The organism is Streptomyces sp. Mut1 (assembly GCF_030719295.1).
GTDB classification, from domain to species: domain Bacteria; phylum Actinomycetota; class Actinomycetes; order Streptomycetales; family Streptomycetaceae; genus Streptomyces; species Streptomyces castrisilvae.
Genome location: NZ_CP120997.1, coordinates 4,057,444 through 4,074,341, shown reverse-complemented (window position 1 = coordinate 4,074,341; position 16,898 = coordinate 4,057,444). Strand labels below are relative to the sequence as shown.

The 16,898-nt window shown below is 71.1% G+C and carries 17 protein-coding genes and 1 tRNA gene; 13 read left to right on the top strand and 5 right to left on the bottom strand.

What is annotated here, in order from left to right; genetic code table 11:
* The first annotated feature begins 61 nt into the window (after positions 1-61).
* Positions 62-149 (top strand) — tRNA-Ser (locus P8A18_RS17430).
* 224 nt (positions 150-373) lie between these two features.
* Positions 374-1,060: a class I SAM-dependent methyltransferase gene (locus tag P8A18_RS17425; protein WP_306055748.1), complete on the top strand. Its 687-nt coding sequence runs from the start codon at positions 374-376 to the stop codon at positions 1,058-1,060.
* 16 nt (positions 1,061-1,076) lie between these two features.
* Here P8A18_RS17425 and P8A18_RS17420 read toward each other — a convergent pair whose 3' ends face one another.
* The gene (locus P8A18_RS17420; protein ID WP_306055746.1) at positions 1,077-1,571 is read right to left on the bottom strand and encodes a TrmH family RNA methyltransferase; all 495 of its coding nucleotides are present in this window, start codon (positions 1,569-1,571) and stop codon (positions 1,077-1,079) included.
* A 117-nt stretch (positions 1,572-1,688) separates the two neighbouring features.
* On the opposite strand from P8A18_RS17420, the gene P8A18_RS17415 reads away from it, so the two are divergent.
* The 6 genes from P8A18_RS17415 (at position 1,689) to P8A18_RS17390 (ending at position 6,756) form a co-directional block, all read left to right on the top strand.
* Positions 1,689-2,816 carry a DUF371 domain-containing protein gene (locus P8A18_RS17415; RefSeq protein WP_306055745.1) on the top strand — a complete coding sequence of 376 codons (1,128 nt, stop codon included), beginning with the start codon at positions 1,689-1,691 and terminating at the stop codon, positions 2,814-2,816.
* 358 nt (positions 2,817-3,174) lie between these two features.
* Positions 3,175-3,339, top strand: a complete 165-nt coding sequence (locus tag P8A18_RS17410; protein ID WP_018554055.1) for a hypothetical protein — start codon at positions 3,175-3,177, stop codon at positions 3,337-3,339.
* Between the two features lie 9 nt (positions 3,340-3,348).
* The gene (locus tag P8A18_RS17405; protein WP_306055743.1) at positions 3,349-3,642 is read left to right on the top strand and encodes a Dabb family protein; all 294 of its coding nucleotides are present in this window, start codon (positions 3,349-3,351) and stop codon (positions 3,640-3,642) included.
* 199 nt (positions 3,643-3,841) lie between these two features.
* Positions 3,842-4,795: an RNA polymerase sigma factor SigF gene (locus P8A18_RS17400; protein ID WP_371933684.1), complete on the top strand. Its 954-nt coding sequence runs from the start codon at positions 3,842-3,844 to the stop codon at positions 4,793-4,795.
* A gap of 234 nt (positions 4,796-5,029) precedes the next feature.
* Positions 5,030-5,896: an RNA polymerase sigma factor SigF gene (locus P8A18_RS17395; RefSeq protein WP_306055741.1), complete on the top strand. Its 867-nt coding sequence runs from the start codon at positions 5,030-5,032 to the stop codon at positions 5,894-5,896.
* A 68-nt stretch (positions 5,897-5,964) separates the two neighbouring features.
* Positions 5,965-6,756, top strand: a complete 792-nt coding sequence (locus tag P8A18_RS17390) for a hypothetical protein (RefSeq protein ID WP_306055739.1) — start codon at positions 5,965-5,967, stop codon at positions 6,754-6,756.
* A gap of 25 nt (positions 6,757-6,781) precedes the next feature.
* Here the strand turns inward: P8A18_RS17390 and P8A18_RS17385 are convergent, their stop codons facing one another.
* Positions 6,782-7,003 (bottom strand): hypothetical protein, encoded by a 222-nt coding sequence (locus P8A18_RS17385; protein WP_306055738.1) that lies wholly within the window; start codon positions 7,001-7,003, stop codon positions 6,782-6,784.
* Positions 7,004-7,251: 248 nt separating this feature from the next.
* Between P8A18_RS17385 and P8A18_RS17380 the strand changes: the two genes are divergently transcribed.
* The 5 genes from P8A18_RS17380 to P8A18_RS17360 all read left to right on the top strand — a co-directional run bounded on the left by P8A18_RS17380 (position 7,252) and on the right by P8A18_RS17360 (position 12,736).
* Positions 7,252-7,773: a MarR family winged helix-turn-helix transcriptional regulator gene (locus tag P8A18_RS17380; RefSeq protein WP_306055736.1), complete on the top strand. Its 522-nt coding sequence runs from the start codon at positions 7,252-7,254 to the stop codon at positions 7,771-7,773.
* 101 nt (positions 7,774-7,874) lie between these two features.
* The gene (locus tag P8A18_RS17375; RefSeq protein WP_511101560.1) at positions 7,875-10,286 is read left to right on the top strand and encodes an MFS transporter; all 2,412 of its coding nucleotides are present in this window, start codon (positions 7,875-7,877) and stop codon (positions 10,284-10,286) included.
* Positions 10,287-10,512: 226 nt separating this feature from the next.
* Complete coding sequence (locus tag P8A18_RS17370) at positions 10,513-11,331, top strand: YceI family protein (RefSeq protein WP_306055733.1); 819 nt, start codon at positions 10,513-10,515, stop codon at positions 11,329-11,331.
* A gap of 26 nt (positions 11,332-11,357) precedes the next feature.
* Positions 11,358-11,822 (top strand): PPOX class F420-dependent oxidoreductase, encoded by a 465-nt coding sequence (locus P8A18_RS17365; protein WP_018554046.1) that lies wholly within the window; start codon positions 11,358-11,360, stop codon positions 11,820-11,822.
* Positions 11,819-12,736, top strand: a complete 918-nt coding sequence (locus P8A18_RS17360; RefSeq protein ID WP_306055732.1) for an NAD(P)-dependent oxidoreductase — start codon at positions 11,819-11,821, stop codon at positions 12,734-12,736. Before P8A18_RS17365 ends, P8A18_RS17360 begins: the two co-directional genes overlap by 4 nt.
* Here the strand turns inward: P8A18_RS17360 and P8A18_RS17355 are convergent.
* The 3 genes from P8A18_RS17355 to P8A18_RS17345 form a co-directional block, all read right to left on the bottom strand.
* On the bottom strand, positions 12,730-13,524 hold the full coding sequence (locus tag P8A18_RS17355; RefSeq protein WP_306055731.1) for a TetR/AcrR family transcriptional regulator: 795 nt from the start codon (positions 13,522-13,524) through the stop codon (positions 12,730-12,732). The two genes, P8A18_RS17360 and P8A18_RS17355, sit on opposite strands and share 7 nt — an antisense overlap.
* Before the next feature lie 95 nt (positions 13,525-13,619).
* The gene (locus P8A18_RS17350; protein ID WP_306055729.1) at positions 13,620-15,146 is read right to left on the bottom strand and encodes an MFS transporter; all 1,527 of its coding nucleotides are present in this window, start codon (positions 15,144-15,146) and stop codon (positions 13,620-13,622) included.
* Between the two features lie 212 nt (positions 15,147-15,358).
* Positions 15,359-16,789, bottom strand: a complete 1,431-nt coding sequence (locus P8A18_RS17345; RefSeq protein WP_306055728.1) for an amidase — start codon at positions 16,787-16,789, stop codon at positions 15,359-15,361.
* Positions 16,790-16,898: the final 109 nt, after the last annotated feature.

The window sequence follows — 16,898 nt, the reverse complement described above, 5'->3', positions numbered from 1 at the left end:
CGCGAAGTGCTGTCCGGTATCGGATTTCGGCGGACGGCCGACATGGTCTAAGCTCTCTCTCGGTAGCGTGTCCGAGCGGCCGAAGGAGCTCGCCTCGAAAGCGAGTGTGGGGAAACTCACCGTGGGTTCAAATCCCACCGCTACCGCCAGCAGAGAAACCGCCTCCGAACCGTGCGAACGGGTCGGGGGCGGTTTTGCGTGTGTCCGGGCGCCGGATGCCGGGCGCCCGGAGCCGGTTGGTCAAGGGGACCGGCGCTGGGGGATCATGCCCGGGGCGGCGCACGGGCCGGCCGTCGCCGCGCGGTCCGTACGAGACAGACGGCTCGGCGCGGGTGAACGCTTGCGGAGCCACGACAAGAAAGCACTGGCCGTGATGCAGATCGTGCGAGGCAAGAAGCTGGAAAAGGCCTCCGACGGGGAATTCCAGCAGCTGGTCGAGGCAAGCTCCCGGGTCGTCGTGGACGTCGGGACGGGCGACGCACGGGCGTCCTACCGCATCGCCAAGGAGAATCCCTCCTGGCTGGTCGTGGGAGTGGACCCGGCGTGGCAGCGGATGACACAGACGAGCATTCGCAGCCGGCGGAAGCCCGCCAAGGGCGGCGTACCGAATCTGCTGCTGGTGAATTCCTCGGTCGAGAACGCCCCGGACGAGCTGCTGGGGGCCGCCGATGAATTGCTGGTCCTGATGCCCTGGGGGAAATTGCTCCACGGCCTGGTGCGCGGGGACGAGGACATCTGGAGCGGGCTGCGGTCGGTGGCCAAGCCGAATGCGCCGCTCACCGCGACGGTCGGCACCAGCATCTGGCGCGAACCGGTGCCCCGCGACATCCAGGGCCTTCCGGAACTGACCCGCCCGTACGTGGACGAGGTGCTGTCCGCGAAAGCCCTCGCGTGCGGGTGGAAGGTCACCGATTTCCAGCTCACCAGGGCCGAGGAGGCGGCGGCGGTCTCGTCGTCGTGGGCCCGCAGGCTGGACGCGGCCAGCACCGAGGTCATCGCCACGCTGACGGCCGTCGCGGCCGGGGCGGACGCGGAGGGGCCCGCCGAAGCCGGGCAGTGAACCGCCGGGGCGGGCGTCAGCCGGTCGGGAACTGCTTGCAGTACTCGTACATGGCCATGGCGCCGGCCGTCGCGACGTTGTAGCTGTGCGGGAAGCCCCAGACCGGGATTTCCACGCACTCGTCCACGCACGCGAGTTCGTCCTCCTTGAGGCCGGTGCGCTCGTTCCCGAGGACGATGACCGACTTACGGGGGAAGCTGATCTCGTGCAGGCTCTTGGAATGCGTGGCCTGTTCGAGCGCGATGATCGTGTAACCGTCCTCGCGCATCTTCTTCAGTACCGGAGGAAGGCTCCTGCGCATTTCGATCTCGACGTGCTCGGCACCGTCCCGGGCGATCTTCGGGTCGAGTTTCGCGTTGCCGCACGCGATGATCTTCTCCACTCCGCAGCATCCCGCCGTGCGCACCACACTCGACAGATTGACGCGGCTGCGGAATGCCGAGCAAGCGATGACGAGCTCACGCTTACGGAGCAAGGAAGAGCCCGGCTTATGGCGGAGATGTTCGAACATGCCGATGAGTCTACGCGGGCGCCGCATACCGTTAACTCCGCTAACTCCGCGAGAGGGCGCGCAGGTTACCATGACCAATCGGAAGAACGGGACAGCACACCTAGCCGTGAGTAGGCCATGAAGATCCACGCCAGGGGCCACGAGAACGTCCGCGCGACCCACGCCAAGACCCTGGAGATCACCGGCGAGCAGGACATCACGCCCCGGGCGACCTGTGTCATCGGTGTCGGCGCCGCCCTCGACGGCCGGGAGCTGGCCCTGCTGCGCGGGCCGGTCGCCGTCCGGCTCGCGGCCGGGCCGCACGTGGCGACCGGCACCGCCGTGGTCAACCCGCACCACGCGGTGACCGACCGGCTGGTCCTCAGGCGCAGCGACCACGGCTCGCCGGACACCTTCGCGGTCCGCAGCACGCTGGTGGCGAGCGCGCTCGGCCCGGAGTTCGTCGCCGCGCTGGCCGACCCGGCGAACGAGGTGACCCTGACGCTCACCGAGGCGGGGCCGCGTCAGCCGCTCGTGCTCGTGAACCGCCGGGACCAGCCGGAGCCGCAGGGGCGGACCGGGCTGCTGTGGCGGGCGGCGGCGGCCTCGGTGGACCTGGACGCCGCGCGCGTGCCGGACGACGCGCGGACGGCCCTGGCCGAGGGCGGGGTCGTCGCGGCGGTCACCTCGGGCCCGCTGGAGGGCCGCTCCCAGGCGGCCGGTGCGTGGCTGGCCGAGGCGGCCGGGCTGGGGGCCCGGTTCGAGGTGCTGGGCGATGCGACCGGGACCGTACCGGCGCTGCTGGCGGCGGGGCTGCCGGTCGCTCCCGCGGTCGGGCTCGGCCGGGTCGACCGGCGGGCGCTCGCCGGGGCACCCTGCGCGGACCTGCTGCGTTCGGCGGCGGTCCCCGTGGTGTTCCGGACGACGGGCGCGGACCTCGGGGTGCTCGGCGAGGTGCTGGCCGGGTCCTTCGGTGAGCGGCGGATCGCCGTTCCGGACGGCCGGCCCGACCTCGGGCACGGGGTGACGTGGCTGCCGCTCCCCGAGGCCGTCGAGTCGTTCGGGAGCGACGACGAGGGCGTGTTCGTCCTGGCACCGCCGGAGCGGGCCGCGTGGAACGTCGATCTGCGGCCCCTGCTCCCGCTCCTGGTCGAACAGGGGGTCACCGCCCGGACGTTGAGCACGGTGCTCCGCCCGTTCGGGATCAGCAGGCGGGACCTCTACGACGCGCTGGGCGACAAGGCCAGGAAACAGGCCGAGAAGTAGGCCGGTAAGGAAGGGAGAGGGGAAGCGGCATCGGGGGGACGAAGCCGCTTCCCCGGGAGACAGGTCCTGCCGGTCCTTGCCGCGGTCGGGGGAGGCCACGGCATGGGTCCCACGGAAGGGCCCTGTTCCCCGGCCCCCCGGCATCCGTCGGACCCGCGGGGCTCACCTCCATTGTCGCGCGCCGCGGGCCCCACGTGAGCGGACCAAGGGCCCCGATCAATGGGTCATTGGTCCTCGAGCCGCGGTCCCGTACGCACCCCGGTCCTCGGCAAGCGATCGCAAACAGCCAGCGGATACGGGCATGCGTACGGATAGACTCGCCCGACCGCACAGGGGAGCGAAGGGGAGTCAGGGGCTGATGGTGCAAGCGAGGAAGATAGCCCTCTACGTGCTTGTCGTGTTCGTGCTCTACACGATCATCACGTCCCCGGAGCGGGCCGCGGATCTGGTCCAAGTAGGGTTCGAGGGCGTTTCGGACGCCGCCAAGGGCGTCGGCGACTTCATGTCCGAGCTGGTCAATTAGGAGTACCGCGTGATCCGCCATCTGGTCCTGTTCAAGCTGAACGACGGCGTCGAGCGGGACGATCCCCGGGTCGTGGCGGGTGCCCAGGCGTTCCGGGACCTGGCGGGCAAGGTCCCCGAGCTGGAGTTCTGGGAGTGCGCCTGGAACATCACGGACCGGCCGATCGCGTACGACTTCGCCATCAACTCCGCCGTCGCCGACGAGGCCGCGCTGAAGCGCTACGTCGAGCATCCGGACCATCAGGCGGCCGCCGGCCAGTGGCGCGAGTTCGCCACCTGGGTGATCGCCGACTACCCGTTCTGACGGCTTCGGCCCTGCGAGCCCCTCACCGTGCCGGTGAGGGGCTTTTCTTTGTGATGAGGCCATGGCGAGACGTTTTAAACCAAGGCCGGGTCAACACGGCGCTATGGGGTGCTTGCACATAGTGGTCATGTCTTGTGATGCTATGACCGCTTTTGACGGATGAATTGACCGAAGTTGACCGCGAAGGGGTGGCGTCACCGTGCCGGCCAGTACAGCGCCTCAAGTGCCTCCCCAGACCCATCAACCGGCCCAGGCCACCCCTCCGGCGGCGCCGGCCCACCAGGCGGCGCCGACGGTGCCGCCGGCCGGGTCGGCCCAGGCACCGGGCGCGGTGCGGACGATCGAGATCGAGACCGAGACCCCGGACGAGACGGTCACGCCCGCCAGGTCGCGGGGCGCGGACACCCGGGCGCTCACCCAGGTGCTCTTCGGCCGGCTCAAGGGCCTCGAACCGGGCACCCCGGAGCACGACCGGGTGCGGACCGCACTGATCGAGGCAAACCTCCCCCTCGTGCGGTACGCCGCCGCGCGCTTCCGCAGCCGCAACGAGCCGATGGAGGACGTCGTCCAGGTCGGCACCATCGGCCTGATCAACGCGATCGACCGCTTCGACCCCGAACGCGGCGTCCAGTTCCCGACATTCGCCATGCCCACCGTGGTCGGCGAGATCAAACGGTACTTCCGGGACAACGTGCGCACCGTCCACGTACCCCGCCGGCTCCACGAGCTGTGGGTCCAGGTCACCGGCGCCACCGAGGACCTGACGACGGCTCACGGGCGCTCCCCCACCACCGCGGAGATCGCCGAGCGGCTGAAGATCTCCGAGGAGGAGGTGCTGGCCTGCATCGAGGCCGGCCGCTCGTACCACGCCACCTCGCTGGAGGCGGCCCAGGAGGGCGACGGGCTGCCCGGACTCCTGGACCGCCTCGGCTACGAGGACCCGGCCCTTGCGGGCGTCGAGCACCGGGACCTGGTCCGGCATCTGCTCGTACAACTGCCCGAGCGCGAGCAGCGCATCCTGCTGCTGCGGTACTACAGCAACCTGACTCAGTCGCAGATCAGTGCCGAACTGGGTGTCTCCCAGATGCACGTGTCAAGGCTCCTGGCCCGAAGTTTCGCTCGACTTCGGTCAGCAAACAGGATCGAAGCGTAGCTCGAACGGGTAGACCGTCCTCGGGGCGTTTCCCGTCAGCCAAAAGCCTCACACCCCTTGTTAACTGCACAGACTCCCCCTTGACTTGTCGACAAGTCACTACAGCGTGTTGCCGACATGTGACATTCTGCGGGAAGCGCGTTTGCCGCAGCCCCGCCTCCGGTATTCAGGTGGAGGCTGCGTTCCTCCGATGGTCGTGGCCACCGCGACCGTCCGCGACCTCAAGGGGGTGGCATGTCCGAAGAACAGGGCAGCTCGAAGGTGCTCACGCTCACCAAGAGCGCTCCCGCACCCGTTGCGCTCACCAGCTCGCCGGAAGCCATCGACACCCGCACGCTGTCCCGCTCCCTGTTCCTGCGGCTCGCCGCACTGGGGCCCGCTCCGGGCCCCGGGGGAACCGACACTCCGGAGCGCGCCTATGTGCGGGACACACTGATCGAGCTCAACCTGCCGCTGGTGCGTTACGCCGCGGCGCGGTTCCGGAGCCGCAACGAACCGATGGAGGACATCGTCCAGGTCGGCACGATCGGCCTGATCAAGGCGATCGACCGATTCGACTGCGAACGGGGCGTCGAATTCCCGACGTTCGCGATGCCCACCGTCGTCGGCGAGATCAAGCGGTTCTTCCGCGACACCTCGTGGTCGGTGCGCGTGCCGCGCCGGCTCCAGGAGCTGCGGCTCGCCCTGACCCGGGCCAGCGACGAGCTCGCCCAGAAGCTCGACCGCTCCCCGACCGTCCCGGAGCTGGCCAAGGCGCTCGGCGTCTCCGAGGAGGAGGTCGTCGACGGCCTCGCCGTGGGCAACGCCTACACCGCCTCCTCGCTCGACTCGCCCTCCCCCGAGGACGACGGCGGCGAGGGCTCGCTGGCCGACCGGCTGGGCTACGAGGACGCGGCGCTGGAAGGCGTCGAGTACCGCGAGTCGCTCAAGCCGCTGCTGGCCAAACTCCCGCCGCGTGAACGGCAGATCATCATGCTGCGGTTCTTCGCCAACATGACCCAGTCGCAGATCGGCGAGGAGGTCGGCATCTCCCAGATGCACGTCTCGCGCCTGCTGACCCGCACCCTCGCCCAGCTCAGGGAAGGGCTCATCGCCGACTGAACCGGACGACGAACCGGAACCGGACCGCAGGGGTTCATAACTGACGGTGCGTCAGGCACACTGGCGCGATGCGACGTCAGACACGCGTCACCGCCGGCCGCCGAGGCGCCTTGCTCACAGCCTCGGCGGCCGTGCTGTTCCTGGGCGGCGCGCTGGCGGGCTGCGGCGGGGCGGGTGGCGGCGACGACGGCTATACGGCGCTCGGCGCGGCCGCCACGGGGCCGGGTCGAGGGCCTTCGGGGGCCGTCGCGCCCTCGGACGGCGTCACGCTGATCCCGCTGGACGGGGCCCGGAGCGGTACGAAGGGGGACGGCGGCGCGAGTCCGTCGCCGGGGGCGAGCAGGGGCGGGGGCACGGACAGGGCGCACCCCGGTGGCCCGGGGTCCGCCTCCGGGTCCGCCGCCGGCCGTACGACCAGCTCACCCGGACCGTCCGGCTCACCCGCCGCACCGGCCACGGGAACCACAGCACCCCCGCACGGCACCCCCGGCACCACTGACCCCGCGAGCCCGTCCCGACCCACGGACCCCACCAGCCCCACCGCGCCCACCGGCCCCGCCGTGCTCCATGTGGGCGCGCCCGTGCGGGCGGCGGCGGACGACCGCTGGTGCGAGAAGGTGACCGTGGAGTTCCGTAACAGCGGAGGGGTGCCCGTGCGGTCGGGGACCGTCACCTTCGCCACGCATGTCATCGGCGGGCTGGGGGTCGACTGGGCGACCCTGGAATCGACAGCGCCGCTGCCCGCGCCGATCGACGCGGGAGCGGCGCGGAAGAAGACGTACACCGTCTGTGTGGACGCCTGGCGGGTGCCCCTGGGTATGCGTGTCGAGACCCGGGACGTCACCGCCGCCTGGAAGTGACGAGGGACGAGGAGCTGGGGACCGGTCAGCCGAATGCGAGCCAGGCGACCGCGCCGAGCACGATGACCACCGCGACGATCCCGACGATCAGGCCGGTCCTCGGCCCGGAAGAGGAGGCGGAGACGGCCGCGGGCTGCTGCCGGCGCTGCGGCTCGCCCTCGTCGACGAAGGCGCGGAACATCTGGGTGCTGCCGGCCGGGTCGTGGGAGCCCTCGGGACCCTGCGGTGCGTGGGGATTGTGTGCCATGTCGCAGGACACTAGCGAACTCGGCCGAACGGCCCAACCCCCGGGCTCCGCCTCCCGATCCACCACCCCTGTGGCGCGCGACACACCCGACGCCCCACTACCGCAGACCCTGCGGGTTTGACCAGCACCCTACGCAGCCTTTTGCGTTCCTTTACTCCAGCAAGCCCCTTTTCGTTTGCCTGCAGCAACCAACGGCTTCTATGGTTGCCCTAAGCAACAAGATGACCGGTGAGACGTCTGGGGGTTCCGTGGCCGAACGGAGTCAGTACGAAGAACTGGCCCGTCAGCTGAGCGCCATCGGAGCCGTCAAGCGAGGTCTCGCCCGCATCCTTCCCGCCGAGTGCCCCGGTGGGTCCGCCGCCGTGCTGACCTTGCTGAGGCGGCACGGGGAGATGCGGATCAGCCGGCTGGCCGAGCTCCTGTCGGTCGACATGTCGGTGACCAGCCGGCACGTCGCCCATGTGACGGAACGCGGCTGGATCGAACGGTTCCCCGACCCGGCGGACAAACGCTCCCGCATCCTGCGGCTGACCCCCGCCGGGGACGGAATGCTCGACGAGCTCTACCGACGGTCGACCGAGATGTTCGCCAGTCACCTTCAGGACTGGTCCGACGACGAGGTCGGACAGCTCATCACGTTGCTGGCCCGCCTGCGCGACAGCTTCTCCTGCCGCGGCGCCGGAGGATGCGCCCCGGGGAAGCACAGCGGTGACTGCCGCTCGCGTCAGGCCGACAGCCAGGACGACTCGTACACCCGTACACCCGTGTAACAGAAGCAAGGACAAGGACTTAAATGGCTACGACCACACCAAGTGGTGTGCGGGGCGGCCACGCCAAGCACGGAGGGCACGACGCCTCCGACGGCACGCCGATGACACACCGGCAGATCATGGAAGCACTCGCCGGGCTGCTGCTCGGGATGTTCGTCGCGATCCTGTCGTCCACCGTCGTCTCCAACGCCCTGCCGGAAATCATCTCCGACCTGGGCGGCGGCCAGAGCGCCTACACCTGGGTCGTCACGGCCTCGCTGCTGGCGATGACGGCGACCACCCCGCTGTGGGGCAAGCTCTCCGACCTGTTCAGCAAGAAGCTGCTGGTCCAGATAGCACTCCTCATCTACGTCGCGGGCTCGGTCGTCGCCGGTCTGTCGACCAGCAGCGGCATGCTGATCGTCTGCCGTGTGGTGCAGGGCATCGGCGTCGGCGGGCTCTCCGCGCTCGCCCAGATCGTGATGGCCGCGATGATCGCCCCGCGCGAGCGCGGCCGTTACAGCGGCTACATCGGCGCGGTCTTCGCCGTCGCCACCGTCGGCGGCCCGCTGCTCGGCGGTGTCATCACCGACACCAGCTGGATGGGCTGGCGCTGGTGCTTCTACGTGGGTGTGCCGTTCGCGGTCATCGCCCTCATCGTGCTCCAGAAGACCCTGAAGCTCCCGGTCGTCAAGCGCGAGGTCAAGGTCGACTGGACCGGCGCGTTCTTCATCAGCGCCGCCGTCTCGCTGCTGCTCCTGTGGGTGACGTTCGCGGGCGACAAGTACGACTGGATGTCCTGGCAGACCGGCGTGATGCTCGCGGGCTCCGTGTTGCTCACCCTGGTCTTCGTCTTCACCGAGTCCCGTGCCAGCGAGCCGATCATCCCGCTGCGGCTCTTCCGCAACCGGACCATCACGCTCGCCTCGCTCGCCTCGCTGTTCGTCGGCATCGCGATGTTCGCCGGCACCGTCTTCTTCAGCCAGTACTTCCAGCTGGCGCGCGGCAAGTCGCCGACGATGTCCGGTGTGATGACGATCCCGATGATCGGCGGTCTGTTCCTCTCCTCGACCGTCTCCGGCCAGATCATCACCAAGACCGGCCGCTGGAAGGCCTGGCTGGTCAGCGGTGGCTTCCTGGTCACCGCCGGCCTGGGCATGCTCGGCACGATCCGCTACGACACGACGTACTGGCACATCGCCGTCTACATGTTCGTCATGGGTCTCGGCATCGGCATGATGATGCAGAACCTGGTGCTCGCCACGCAGAACCAGGTGGACCCGTCCGACCTCGGTTCGGCCAGCTCCGTCGTCACGTTCTTCCGTTCCCTCGGTGGTGCGATCGGTGTCTCGGCGCTGGGCGCCGTCATGGCCAACCGCGTCACCCACTACGTCAAGACCGGCCTGGCGGACCTCGGTCCCGAGGGTGCGGCCCTGGGCCACGGCGGCACCGGCGGCGGGGGAATCCCCGACCTGGACAAGCTGCCCCCGGCCTTCCGTACGGTCGTGGAGGCCGCCTACGGGCACGGCGTCGGTGACGTCTTCCTGTACGCCGCTCCGGCCGCGCTGGTCTCCTTCCTGATCACGATCTTCATCAAGGAGGTCGCGCTCAGGACGAGGGCCGGCAACGACACCCCCGACAAGGCCGAGGCGCTCGCCGGAGTCCCCGCGGGTACGGCCGAGGCCGTCGCCGAGGGAGCCGCCGGAGTCACCGCGGTGGACACGGCCGAGGGCACGGTCGCGGACGCCCCGGTGGACTTCGCCAAGAGCGGCACCGCCATCCACGGTGTGGTGCGCGGCGCCGAAGGCGCTCCCGTCGGCCGGGCCGCCGTCACGCTGATCTCGCTCGGCGGCCGTCAGCTGGGCATCGCCGCCGCACAGGACGACGGCCGATACACCCTGGACGCCCCGGGCGCCGGTTCGTACGTGCTGATCGCGTCCGCCGACGGCTTCCAGCCGCAGGCCTCCACCGTGGTCGTCGGCGAGGAGCCGCTGGCGTACGACATCCTGCTCTCCGGTACGAGCGGCCTCGCCGGCATCGTGCGGGCCGCCGAGAGCGGCACACCGGTCGCGGACGCCATGGTCATCGTGACCGATGTGCGCGGCGACGTGCTGGCCACCGGCAAGTCCGGTGAGACGGGCGACTTCACCTTCGGTGAGCTGGTCCCCGGTGCGGTGACCGTCGCGGTCAACGCGGCCGGATTCCGCCCGCTGGCCCTGCCGGTCGAGATCGGCGGCCAGGGGATCACCCGGGTCGACGCCGCGCTGCGGGCCGGTGCGCTGGTCCAGGGCATCGTGCGGGCCGGTGCGAGCCGCCGCCCGCTGCCGGACGCCCGGGTCACGCTGGTCGACGCGGCCGGCAACGTGATCGCCAACTCGACGACCGGGGAGGACGGGGCGTACGCCTTCGCCGACCTGGACGCGGGCGAGTACTCGGTCATCGCGACCGGCTACCCGCCGGTGGCCGGCGCCCTGACCGTGGCCGGTCACGGGGTCGACGGCCACGACATCGAGCTCGCCCACCCCGGTGAGTAGGACGGGCGAGTAACCCGAGCGGTCCGGGGCATACCCCACGGACCCACAAGACCCCTGGCGGGGGCGGCGTTTCGAGCGGAGGCGCCGCACCGGCCGGTGGAAATGGGCCCCGGTGGCGGGGACGGCAGGCAGGGGACGGCCTGCCGCCCCCGCCCCGGGGCCCGACTCATTGAGTGGCCCGGCCCGGGGACCGGGCGGGCCACTGAGCAAGGAGAGAGAGAACGGGATGGGACTTCGCGCACAGGTACGGACGCGGGACGGCTGGGCCGTCCAGCACGCGGTCGTGACGGTCACCGACATGACCGGCACGCAGGTGCTGCGCGCCGCCGCCGACGAGGCCGGGGCGGTACGCGCCGAGACCCCGCTGTCCGCGGGCGCGTACACGGTGATCGTGACGGCGGTCGGGTACGCCCCCGCCGCCTCCACGGCCCTCGTCACGGCGAGCGGCCGGGTCGAGGCCGGGACGGTCGTGCTGAACCGCCAGGGCGGCGTGGAGCTGCCGCCGCCGGGCACCTGGTCGCTGGACCCGGCGCACTCCTCGGTCGGGGCGGTCGCGCAGCACCTGGGGATCTCCAGCGTGCACGGCCGGTTCACCGAATTCTCCGGGCGCGTCGAGATCGCACAGGACGTCCAGAACTCCCGCGTGGACGCCGTGATCAGCGCGGCGAGCATCGACACCGACAACGGCATGCGGGACAAGCACCTGCGCTCGCCCGACTTCCTGGACGCCGACCGGTTCCCCGAGATCACCTACCGCTCCAGCGGGCTGACCCCGGCCGGGCCCGACCGCTGGACCGTGCACGGCAAGCTGACCCTGCGCGGCGTCGAGCGGCCCATCGACCTCGACCTGAGCTACCTCGGCACCGGCCCCGACCCGTGGGGCGGGGTGCGCGCCGCCTTCAGCGCGACGGCCGAGCTGCACCGCGAGGACTTCGCCATGAACTACAACCAGGTGGTCCAGGCCGGCATCTCGGCGATCGGCACCACACTCCGCATCGAGCTGGACGTCCAGGCCGTACAGGGCGATTCCCTGCCCGCCGTCTGACGCTCCCCGGTCGTAAGGTCGGTTCCATGGCACCCAACATCGCGACCAACACCGCCGTGGAACTCGACGACCTGCTGGCGTTCGTGCGGCCCCGGCACCGGGCGATCCTGCTGACCACCCGGGCCGACGGCCGCCCCCAGGGCTCCCCGCTCACCTGCGGCGTGGACGACGCCGGCCGGATCGTCGTCTCCACGTACCCCGAGCGCGCCAAGACCCGCAACGCCAAGCGCGACGAGCGGGTCAGCGTCATCGTGCTGTCCGACGAGTGGAACGGACCCTGGGTCCAGATCGACGGATCCGCCGAGGTCATCGACGCGCCGGACTCGGTCGAGCCGCTCGTGGAGTACTTCCGGAACATCTCCGGCGAGCACCCCGACTGGGACGAGTACCGGGCGGCGATGCTGAAGCAGGGCAAGTCGATCATCCGGATCACCCCGGAGCGCTGGGGCCCGGTCGCCACGGGCGGCTTCCCCGCCCACCTCGCCCCGTGATCTCCCCCGCCCTGCTGGGCCGGGCCCGGCTCCTCGCCGGGCCCGAGGTGAGCGAGACCGCCGCGCGGGGCCTGGCAAGGGCCACGGCCCGGCCCGTCGAACGCGGTACCCCCGGCGACGGCCCCTACGTCTACGTGGGGGCCTCGCTGCCCGACGCGCCGCGCGGGGCGGACCTGGTCTGGTTCCACAGCGTGAACGCCGGCACGGACGCCCTGCTGGACGGCGGGCCGTGGCCGCGCACCGCGCTGCTCACCCGGACGGTGGGCCGGATGGGCGAGCGCATCGCGCAGTACGTCCTCGGCTGGATCCTCGCCGAGTGCCAGTCGGTCCCGGAGTACACCGCCCTGCACGCCCGCGCCGAGTGGCGCCGTATCCCCGGTGAGCTCGTCGCCGGACAGACCGCCGTCGTGCACGGCATCGGCCGGATCGGCTCCGCCGTCGCCGCGCGGCTGCGGGCCTGCGGCATCCGGACGGTGGGCGTGGCCCGCACCCCGCGCGAACCGCCGCCCGGCTTCGACGCGCTCGCCGCGCCGGACGAACCGGTGGCCGCCCGCTGGGTGGTCGCCGCGCTCCCGCTGACCGCGGAGACGGCCGGGTACTTCGGGGCGGACCGGTTCACCGCGATGGGCGGGGCGACGTTCCTCAACGTGGGGCGGGGCGCGACCGTCGAACTGGGGGCGCTGGAGGGGGCGCTGCGCTCGGGGGCGGTGGGGCGGGCGGTGCTGGACGTGCTGCCCGACGAGCCGGCCGCGCCCGGTGATCCGTGCTGGCGGCTGCCGCGTACGGTGATCACCTCGCACTCGTCGGGCATCACGGCCGACGACGACATCGTCACCGACTTCACGGCGTGCCTGCGGGAGTTGAGGGCCGGGCGCGTGCCGCCGCTCACCGTGGACACGGCACGGGGCTACTGAGCCCGTTCCGCGTGGGACCGCTCCCCTTCGGCCCGTTCGCGCATCACGTCGATGCCCGCGATCAGCAGGTCCAGCGCGAAGGTGAAGTCCCGGTCGCGCATCTCCTCGATGGCCACGCCGCCGCGCGCGGCCATGAGGTCCCGCGAGTCCTCCACGAACTCGTCCAGCTCGGGCTGTTCCCCGACCGCGGACATCGCCTGCCGGAAGTACTGGTCCTGGGTGAGTCCCGCCTCCGCGCTGCGCTGCGCGAACTGGCCCTCGACCGTGCCGAATCCGTACACGAACTGGAAGACCGCGGCGAGCGCGCCGCTGCGGCCCTCCAGGGGCAGGCCGGTCGAGCGGATCACGTCCTGGATGGTGTGGGTCACCAGCAGCGAATGCGGCCCGAGGTTCAGGAACTTGCCCGCGAGCGGCGAGACCCAGGCGTGCCGGACCAGCAGCGTGCGGTAGGCGGTGGCCACCGCGCGCAGCCGGTCCTGCCAGGGGTCGTCCGCGGGCGGTGGCCCGATCTCGCTGTAGACCGCGTCGAGGGCCAGTTCCAGCAGGTCGTCCTTGGTGTCGACGTACCAGTAGAGGGACATCGCGGTCACGTTCAGCTCGGCGGCCAGCCGGCGCATGGAGAACTTCGCGAGGCCCTCGGCGTCCAGCAGCCGGACCGAGGCGGCGGTGATCCTCTCCCGGTCGAGGCCGGCCGGCTGGGCCGTCCTGCGGGAGCGGGAGGGCGGCCGGGTGTTCAGCCACACGCTGGTCCTGGCAGGGTTCTTCACTCGGTCGGCCGCGGACACCATGGCGCACTCCCTCGTCTCACCGGCGGGACGGACGGACCGGCCCCGTACCGCGTACCCCGAAACGGAGGCACGCGGTCCGGTGGTCCCGACTGATGCTATGCCGCCGTCGCGGCCGGGTCGGCCCGGTCCGATTCTCCCCGCTCGGCCCGGCGCAGCAGGAGAGCGGCCAGCAGACCGCCGGCCAGGACGGCCACCGCTCCGCCGAGCATGCTGGTCTCCAGGCCCGAGGAGAACGCGTCCGTGATCCGCGCCCGCTCCTCCTCGCCGGCCGCGGCGGCCAGGGCGGCGGGCAGTGAGGCGGCACCGACGGCGGACGGGACGAGCGCGGCGAACCGGGAGTTGAGGACCGCGCCGAGTACGGCGACCCCGAGGCCGTTGCCGCATTCGGCGAGCGTGCCGTTGACGCCCGCGCCGACCCCGGCCTTCTCGGGTGGGATCGCGCTCATGATCGCGTTGGCCATGGCGGGCATGGCGAGCGCGATCCCGGCGCCCATCACGAGCAGGCCGAGCAGCATGCCGCCGTAGCCGTCGCCGCCGAGCAGGGCGATCGAGGCCAGCCCCACGGCGAGCAGGCCCATGCCGGACGCGATGGTGAGCGGGGTGCCGAGCCTGGGGACCAGGCGGGCGCCGAGTCCGGTGAGGTTGAGGGCGACGACGCTCAGGGCGAGCGGGGCCGTGCGCAGCCCGGCCTCCAGCGGGCCGTAGCCGAGGACGAACTGCAACTGCTGGGTGAGCAGGAAGAGCGAGCCGCCCATCCCGAAGGCGACCAGGACCGCGCCCGCGACCGCCCCGACGAACTTCTGGTTGCGGAAGAAGTGCATGTCCAGCATCGGGTACGGGATGTGCAGCTCCCACAGCACGAAGCCGGTGAGGACAGCGACCCCGGTGAACGCGGTCAGCAGCACCCGGCCCGAGGTCCAGCCGTGCCCGGGGCCCGAGATGATCGCGTACACGACGGCGGCCATGCCGATGGTGGACAGCAGCGCGCCCAGCAGGTCGGGGCGCTCACCGCTCGCGTTCTTCGACTCGGGGACCAGCCGGGCCACGGCGACCAGGCCGATGACGGCGACCGGGATGTTGATCAGGAAGATCGCGCCCCACCAGAAGTGGTCGAGCATGACACCGCCGATCAGCGGGCCGACGGCGAAGCCGAGCGAACTCACGGTCGACCAGATGCCGATGGCCTTCACCCGCTCGCCGTCGTCGAAGATCTGGACGACGACGGCCAGCGTGGTGGTCATCAGCAGTGCCCCGCCGACGCCCATGCCGGCCCGTGCGGCGATCAGCTGGGCGGACGACCCGGCGAGCCCGGCCACCAGGGAGCCGATGCCGAACAGGGCGAGCCCCGCGATCAGCATCTTCTTGCGCCCGTAGCGGTCGGCGGAGCTTCCGGCCGTGAGCAGCAGCCCGGACTGGACGAGCGAGTAGGCGTTGATCATCCACTGCACATCGGCGGTGGAGGCGTTCAACTCCCTGGTCAGGGAGGGGATCGCCACGTTGAGGACGGTGTTGTCGAGCAGCACGACCAGCTGGGCGAGGCAGATGACGCCGAGGATCAGCCAGCGCTGCGGATGGCTCGGCCGGGCGAGCGGGTTGTTCTGCGCGGCGTCGGTCGCCGTCATGCGTACTCCCTGCGGTCGGTCGGGTGCCCCCACACCTTCTTATACGGTGTACAGGGAACGAGTTGTACACCGTATAAGGACCGGATGGGGCGTACAACCGACTTTTCGCGGGTACGGTGCCGGTCGCCGATCCGGCAACGGTCCGTCCCCTGGAGTGGGGGTTGAGGAACACCGGTGTCAGATCGTGCTTCTTCCTGGACGACACGAAGGGCTCAACAAGCCCGGCCTCCCACGCGCGGGTCGACTGGTGTGAGAACTCCGAGCCGGTCCTCGATCGCCTGGGCCGCGCACAGGCACAGGTCCTCCCGGAACGCGCGCCCGACGATCTGCACTCCGCAGGGGAGCCCTTCGGCCATCCCGGTCGGTACGGCCACACCGGGGACACCCACGAAGCTGGTCACGGTGCACAGACGCATTCCCGACCCGACGCGGTCCCTGCCCGGCCTGTCACGCGACTCCAGCCCCGGCTCGACCGGCGGCTCGGTGAAGACCGGGCCGAGCAACAGCGGGTATTCGTCGAGGAATTCGGCCCATGAGCGGCGGATGTTCATCCAGGTGCCCATCAACTTCATGAACTCGTCCGCGCCTGCGGGCGGGGTCTGCTCCATCATCATCTCGATATAGCGGTCCCCACCGCTGCCGAGCAGCTTGCGCACCACCGGCCAGGTCGGGGCGAACTCGGTCACGGTGATCCGGCCATAGGCCTCAAGGGCCTCGTCCATCCGCGGCACGTCCCGCACCTCGCGCACGTCGTATCCGGCGTCGCGGAGTGCGTCGGCCGCGGTCGCGACGGCTCCGCGAATCGTGGGATGGACGCCGTGCCCGCCGGGGTCCGCCACGACCGCGACCTTCACACGCCCGGGGAGCGGTTCGCCGTACGCGGGCACCGGCACGGCGCGCGGGTCACGCGGATCGGTCCCGGCCAGCACTTCGTAAGCAAGCCGGAGGTCGCCCACGCTCCGGGCCAGCGGGCCGTCGGTGACCAGTATCTGGGACGCCGGGCCGGGGTCCTCCGGGCCGAGAACGCGGTGGTCGGCGGGGAACCGGCCCGTGGACGGCTTCAGCCCGGCCACACCGCAGAACTGGGCCGGGATGCGCACCGACCCGCCGGAGTCGTTGCCGAGCCCGAGCGCCGCCATACCCGTGGCCACGGCCACCGCGTCGCCCCCGCTGGAGCCGCCCGGGGTCCGGCCGCGGTCCCACGGGTTGACCGTGTCGCCGAACAGCTCGCTGCGCGTGTGCATCCCCGCCAGGATCAGGGTGGGGATGTTGCTGTGCCCGATGGGGATGGCCCCCGCCGCGCGCAGCCGTGCCACCGGGGGCGCGTCGGCCGACGCCACCAGATCACGGAAGCGCGCCGTGCCGAACGTGGTCGGCACGCCTTCGATCGCGGTGCTCTCCTTCACCGTGAAAGGCACGCCCGCGAGTGGCCCCAGCCTTTCACCGGCGGCCCGCCGACGGTCCGTCCGTGCCGCGGCCTCACGTGCGCGCTCCGCCAGTAGCTGTGTGACCGCGTTCACCCGCGGGTTGACCTCGGCGATCCGGTCCAGGTGGCTGTCGACCAGTTCGACAGCCGAGACTTCTGCGCTGCGCACAGCCTCCGCCTGCGCGGCGGCCGGCATCTTCCACAGGGCGTCCTGCATGGCTCTTCCTCCCCATCTCATACCGATGCGTTTGCATCGGAACCAAACCGTACGCTGGAACCGATACGAGCGCATCGCATAAAGTGCCGCGTACGCGGAGCGCTGTGAA

Excerpts from the sequence above, each read along its gene's own strand:
- P8A18_RS17425 (WP_306055748.1), top strand. The coding sequence starts at position 374 with ATGCAGATCGTGCGAGGCAAGAAGCTGGAAAAGGCCTCCGACGGGGAA.
- P8A18_RS17420 (WP_306055746.1), bottom strand. The coding sequence starts at position 1,571 with ATGTTCGAACATCTCCGCCATAAGCCGGGCTCTTCCTTGCTCCGTAAG.
- P8A18_RS17415 (WP_306055745.1), top strand. The coding sequence starts at position 1,689 with ATGAAGATCCACGCCAGGGGCCACGAGAACGTCCGCGCGACCCACGCC.
- P8A18_RS17410 (WP_018554055.1), top strand. The coding sequence starts at position 3,175 with ATGGTGCAAGCGAGGAAGATAGCCCTCTACGTGCTTGTCGTGTTCGTG.
- P8A18_RS17395 (WP_306055741.1), top strand. The coding sequence starts at position 5,030 with ATGTCCGAAGAACAGGGCAGCTCGAAGGTGCTCACGCTCACCAAGAGC.
- P8A18_RS17390 (WP_306055739.1), top strand. The coding sequence starts at position 5,965 with ATGCGACGTCAGACACGCGTCACCGCCGGCCGCCGAGGCGCCTTGCTC.
- P8A18_RS17385 (WP_306055738.1), bottom strand. The coding sequence starts at position 7,003 with ATGGCACACAATCCCCACGCACCGCAGGGTCCCGAGGGCTCCCACGAC.
- P8A18_RS17375 (WP_511101560.1), top strand. The coding sequence starts at position 7,875 with ATGACACACCGGCAGATCATGGAAGCACTCGCCGGGCTGCTGCTCGGG.
- P8A18_RS17370 (WP_306055733.1), top strand. The coding sequence starts at position 10,513 with ATGGGACTTCGCGCACAGGTACGGACGCGGGACGGCTGGGCCGTCCAG.
- P8A18_RS17365 (WP_018554046.1), top strand. The coding sequence starts at position 11,358 with ATGGCACCCAACATCGCGACCAACACCGCCGTGGAACTCGACGACCTG.
- P8A18_RS17355 (WP_306055731.1), bottom strand. The coding sequence starts at position 13,524 with ATGGTGTCCGCGGCCGACCGAGTGAAGAACCCTGCCAGGACCAGCGTG.
- P8A18_RS17350 (WP_306055729.1), bottom strand. The coding sequence starts at position 15,146 with ATGACGGCGACCGACGCCGCGCAGAACAACCCGCTCGCCCGGCCGAGC.
- P8A18_RS17345 (WP_306055728.1), bottom strand. The coding sequence starts at position 16,789 with ATGCAGGACGCCCTGTGGAAGATGCCGGCCGCCGCGCAGGCGGAGGCT.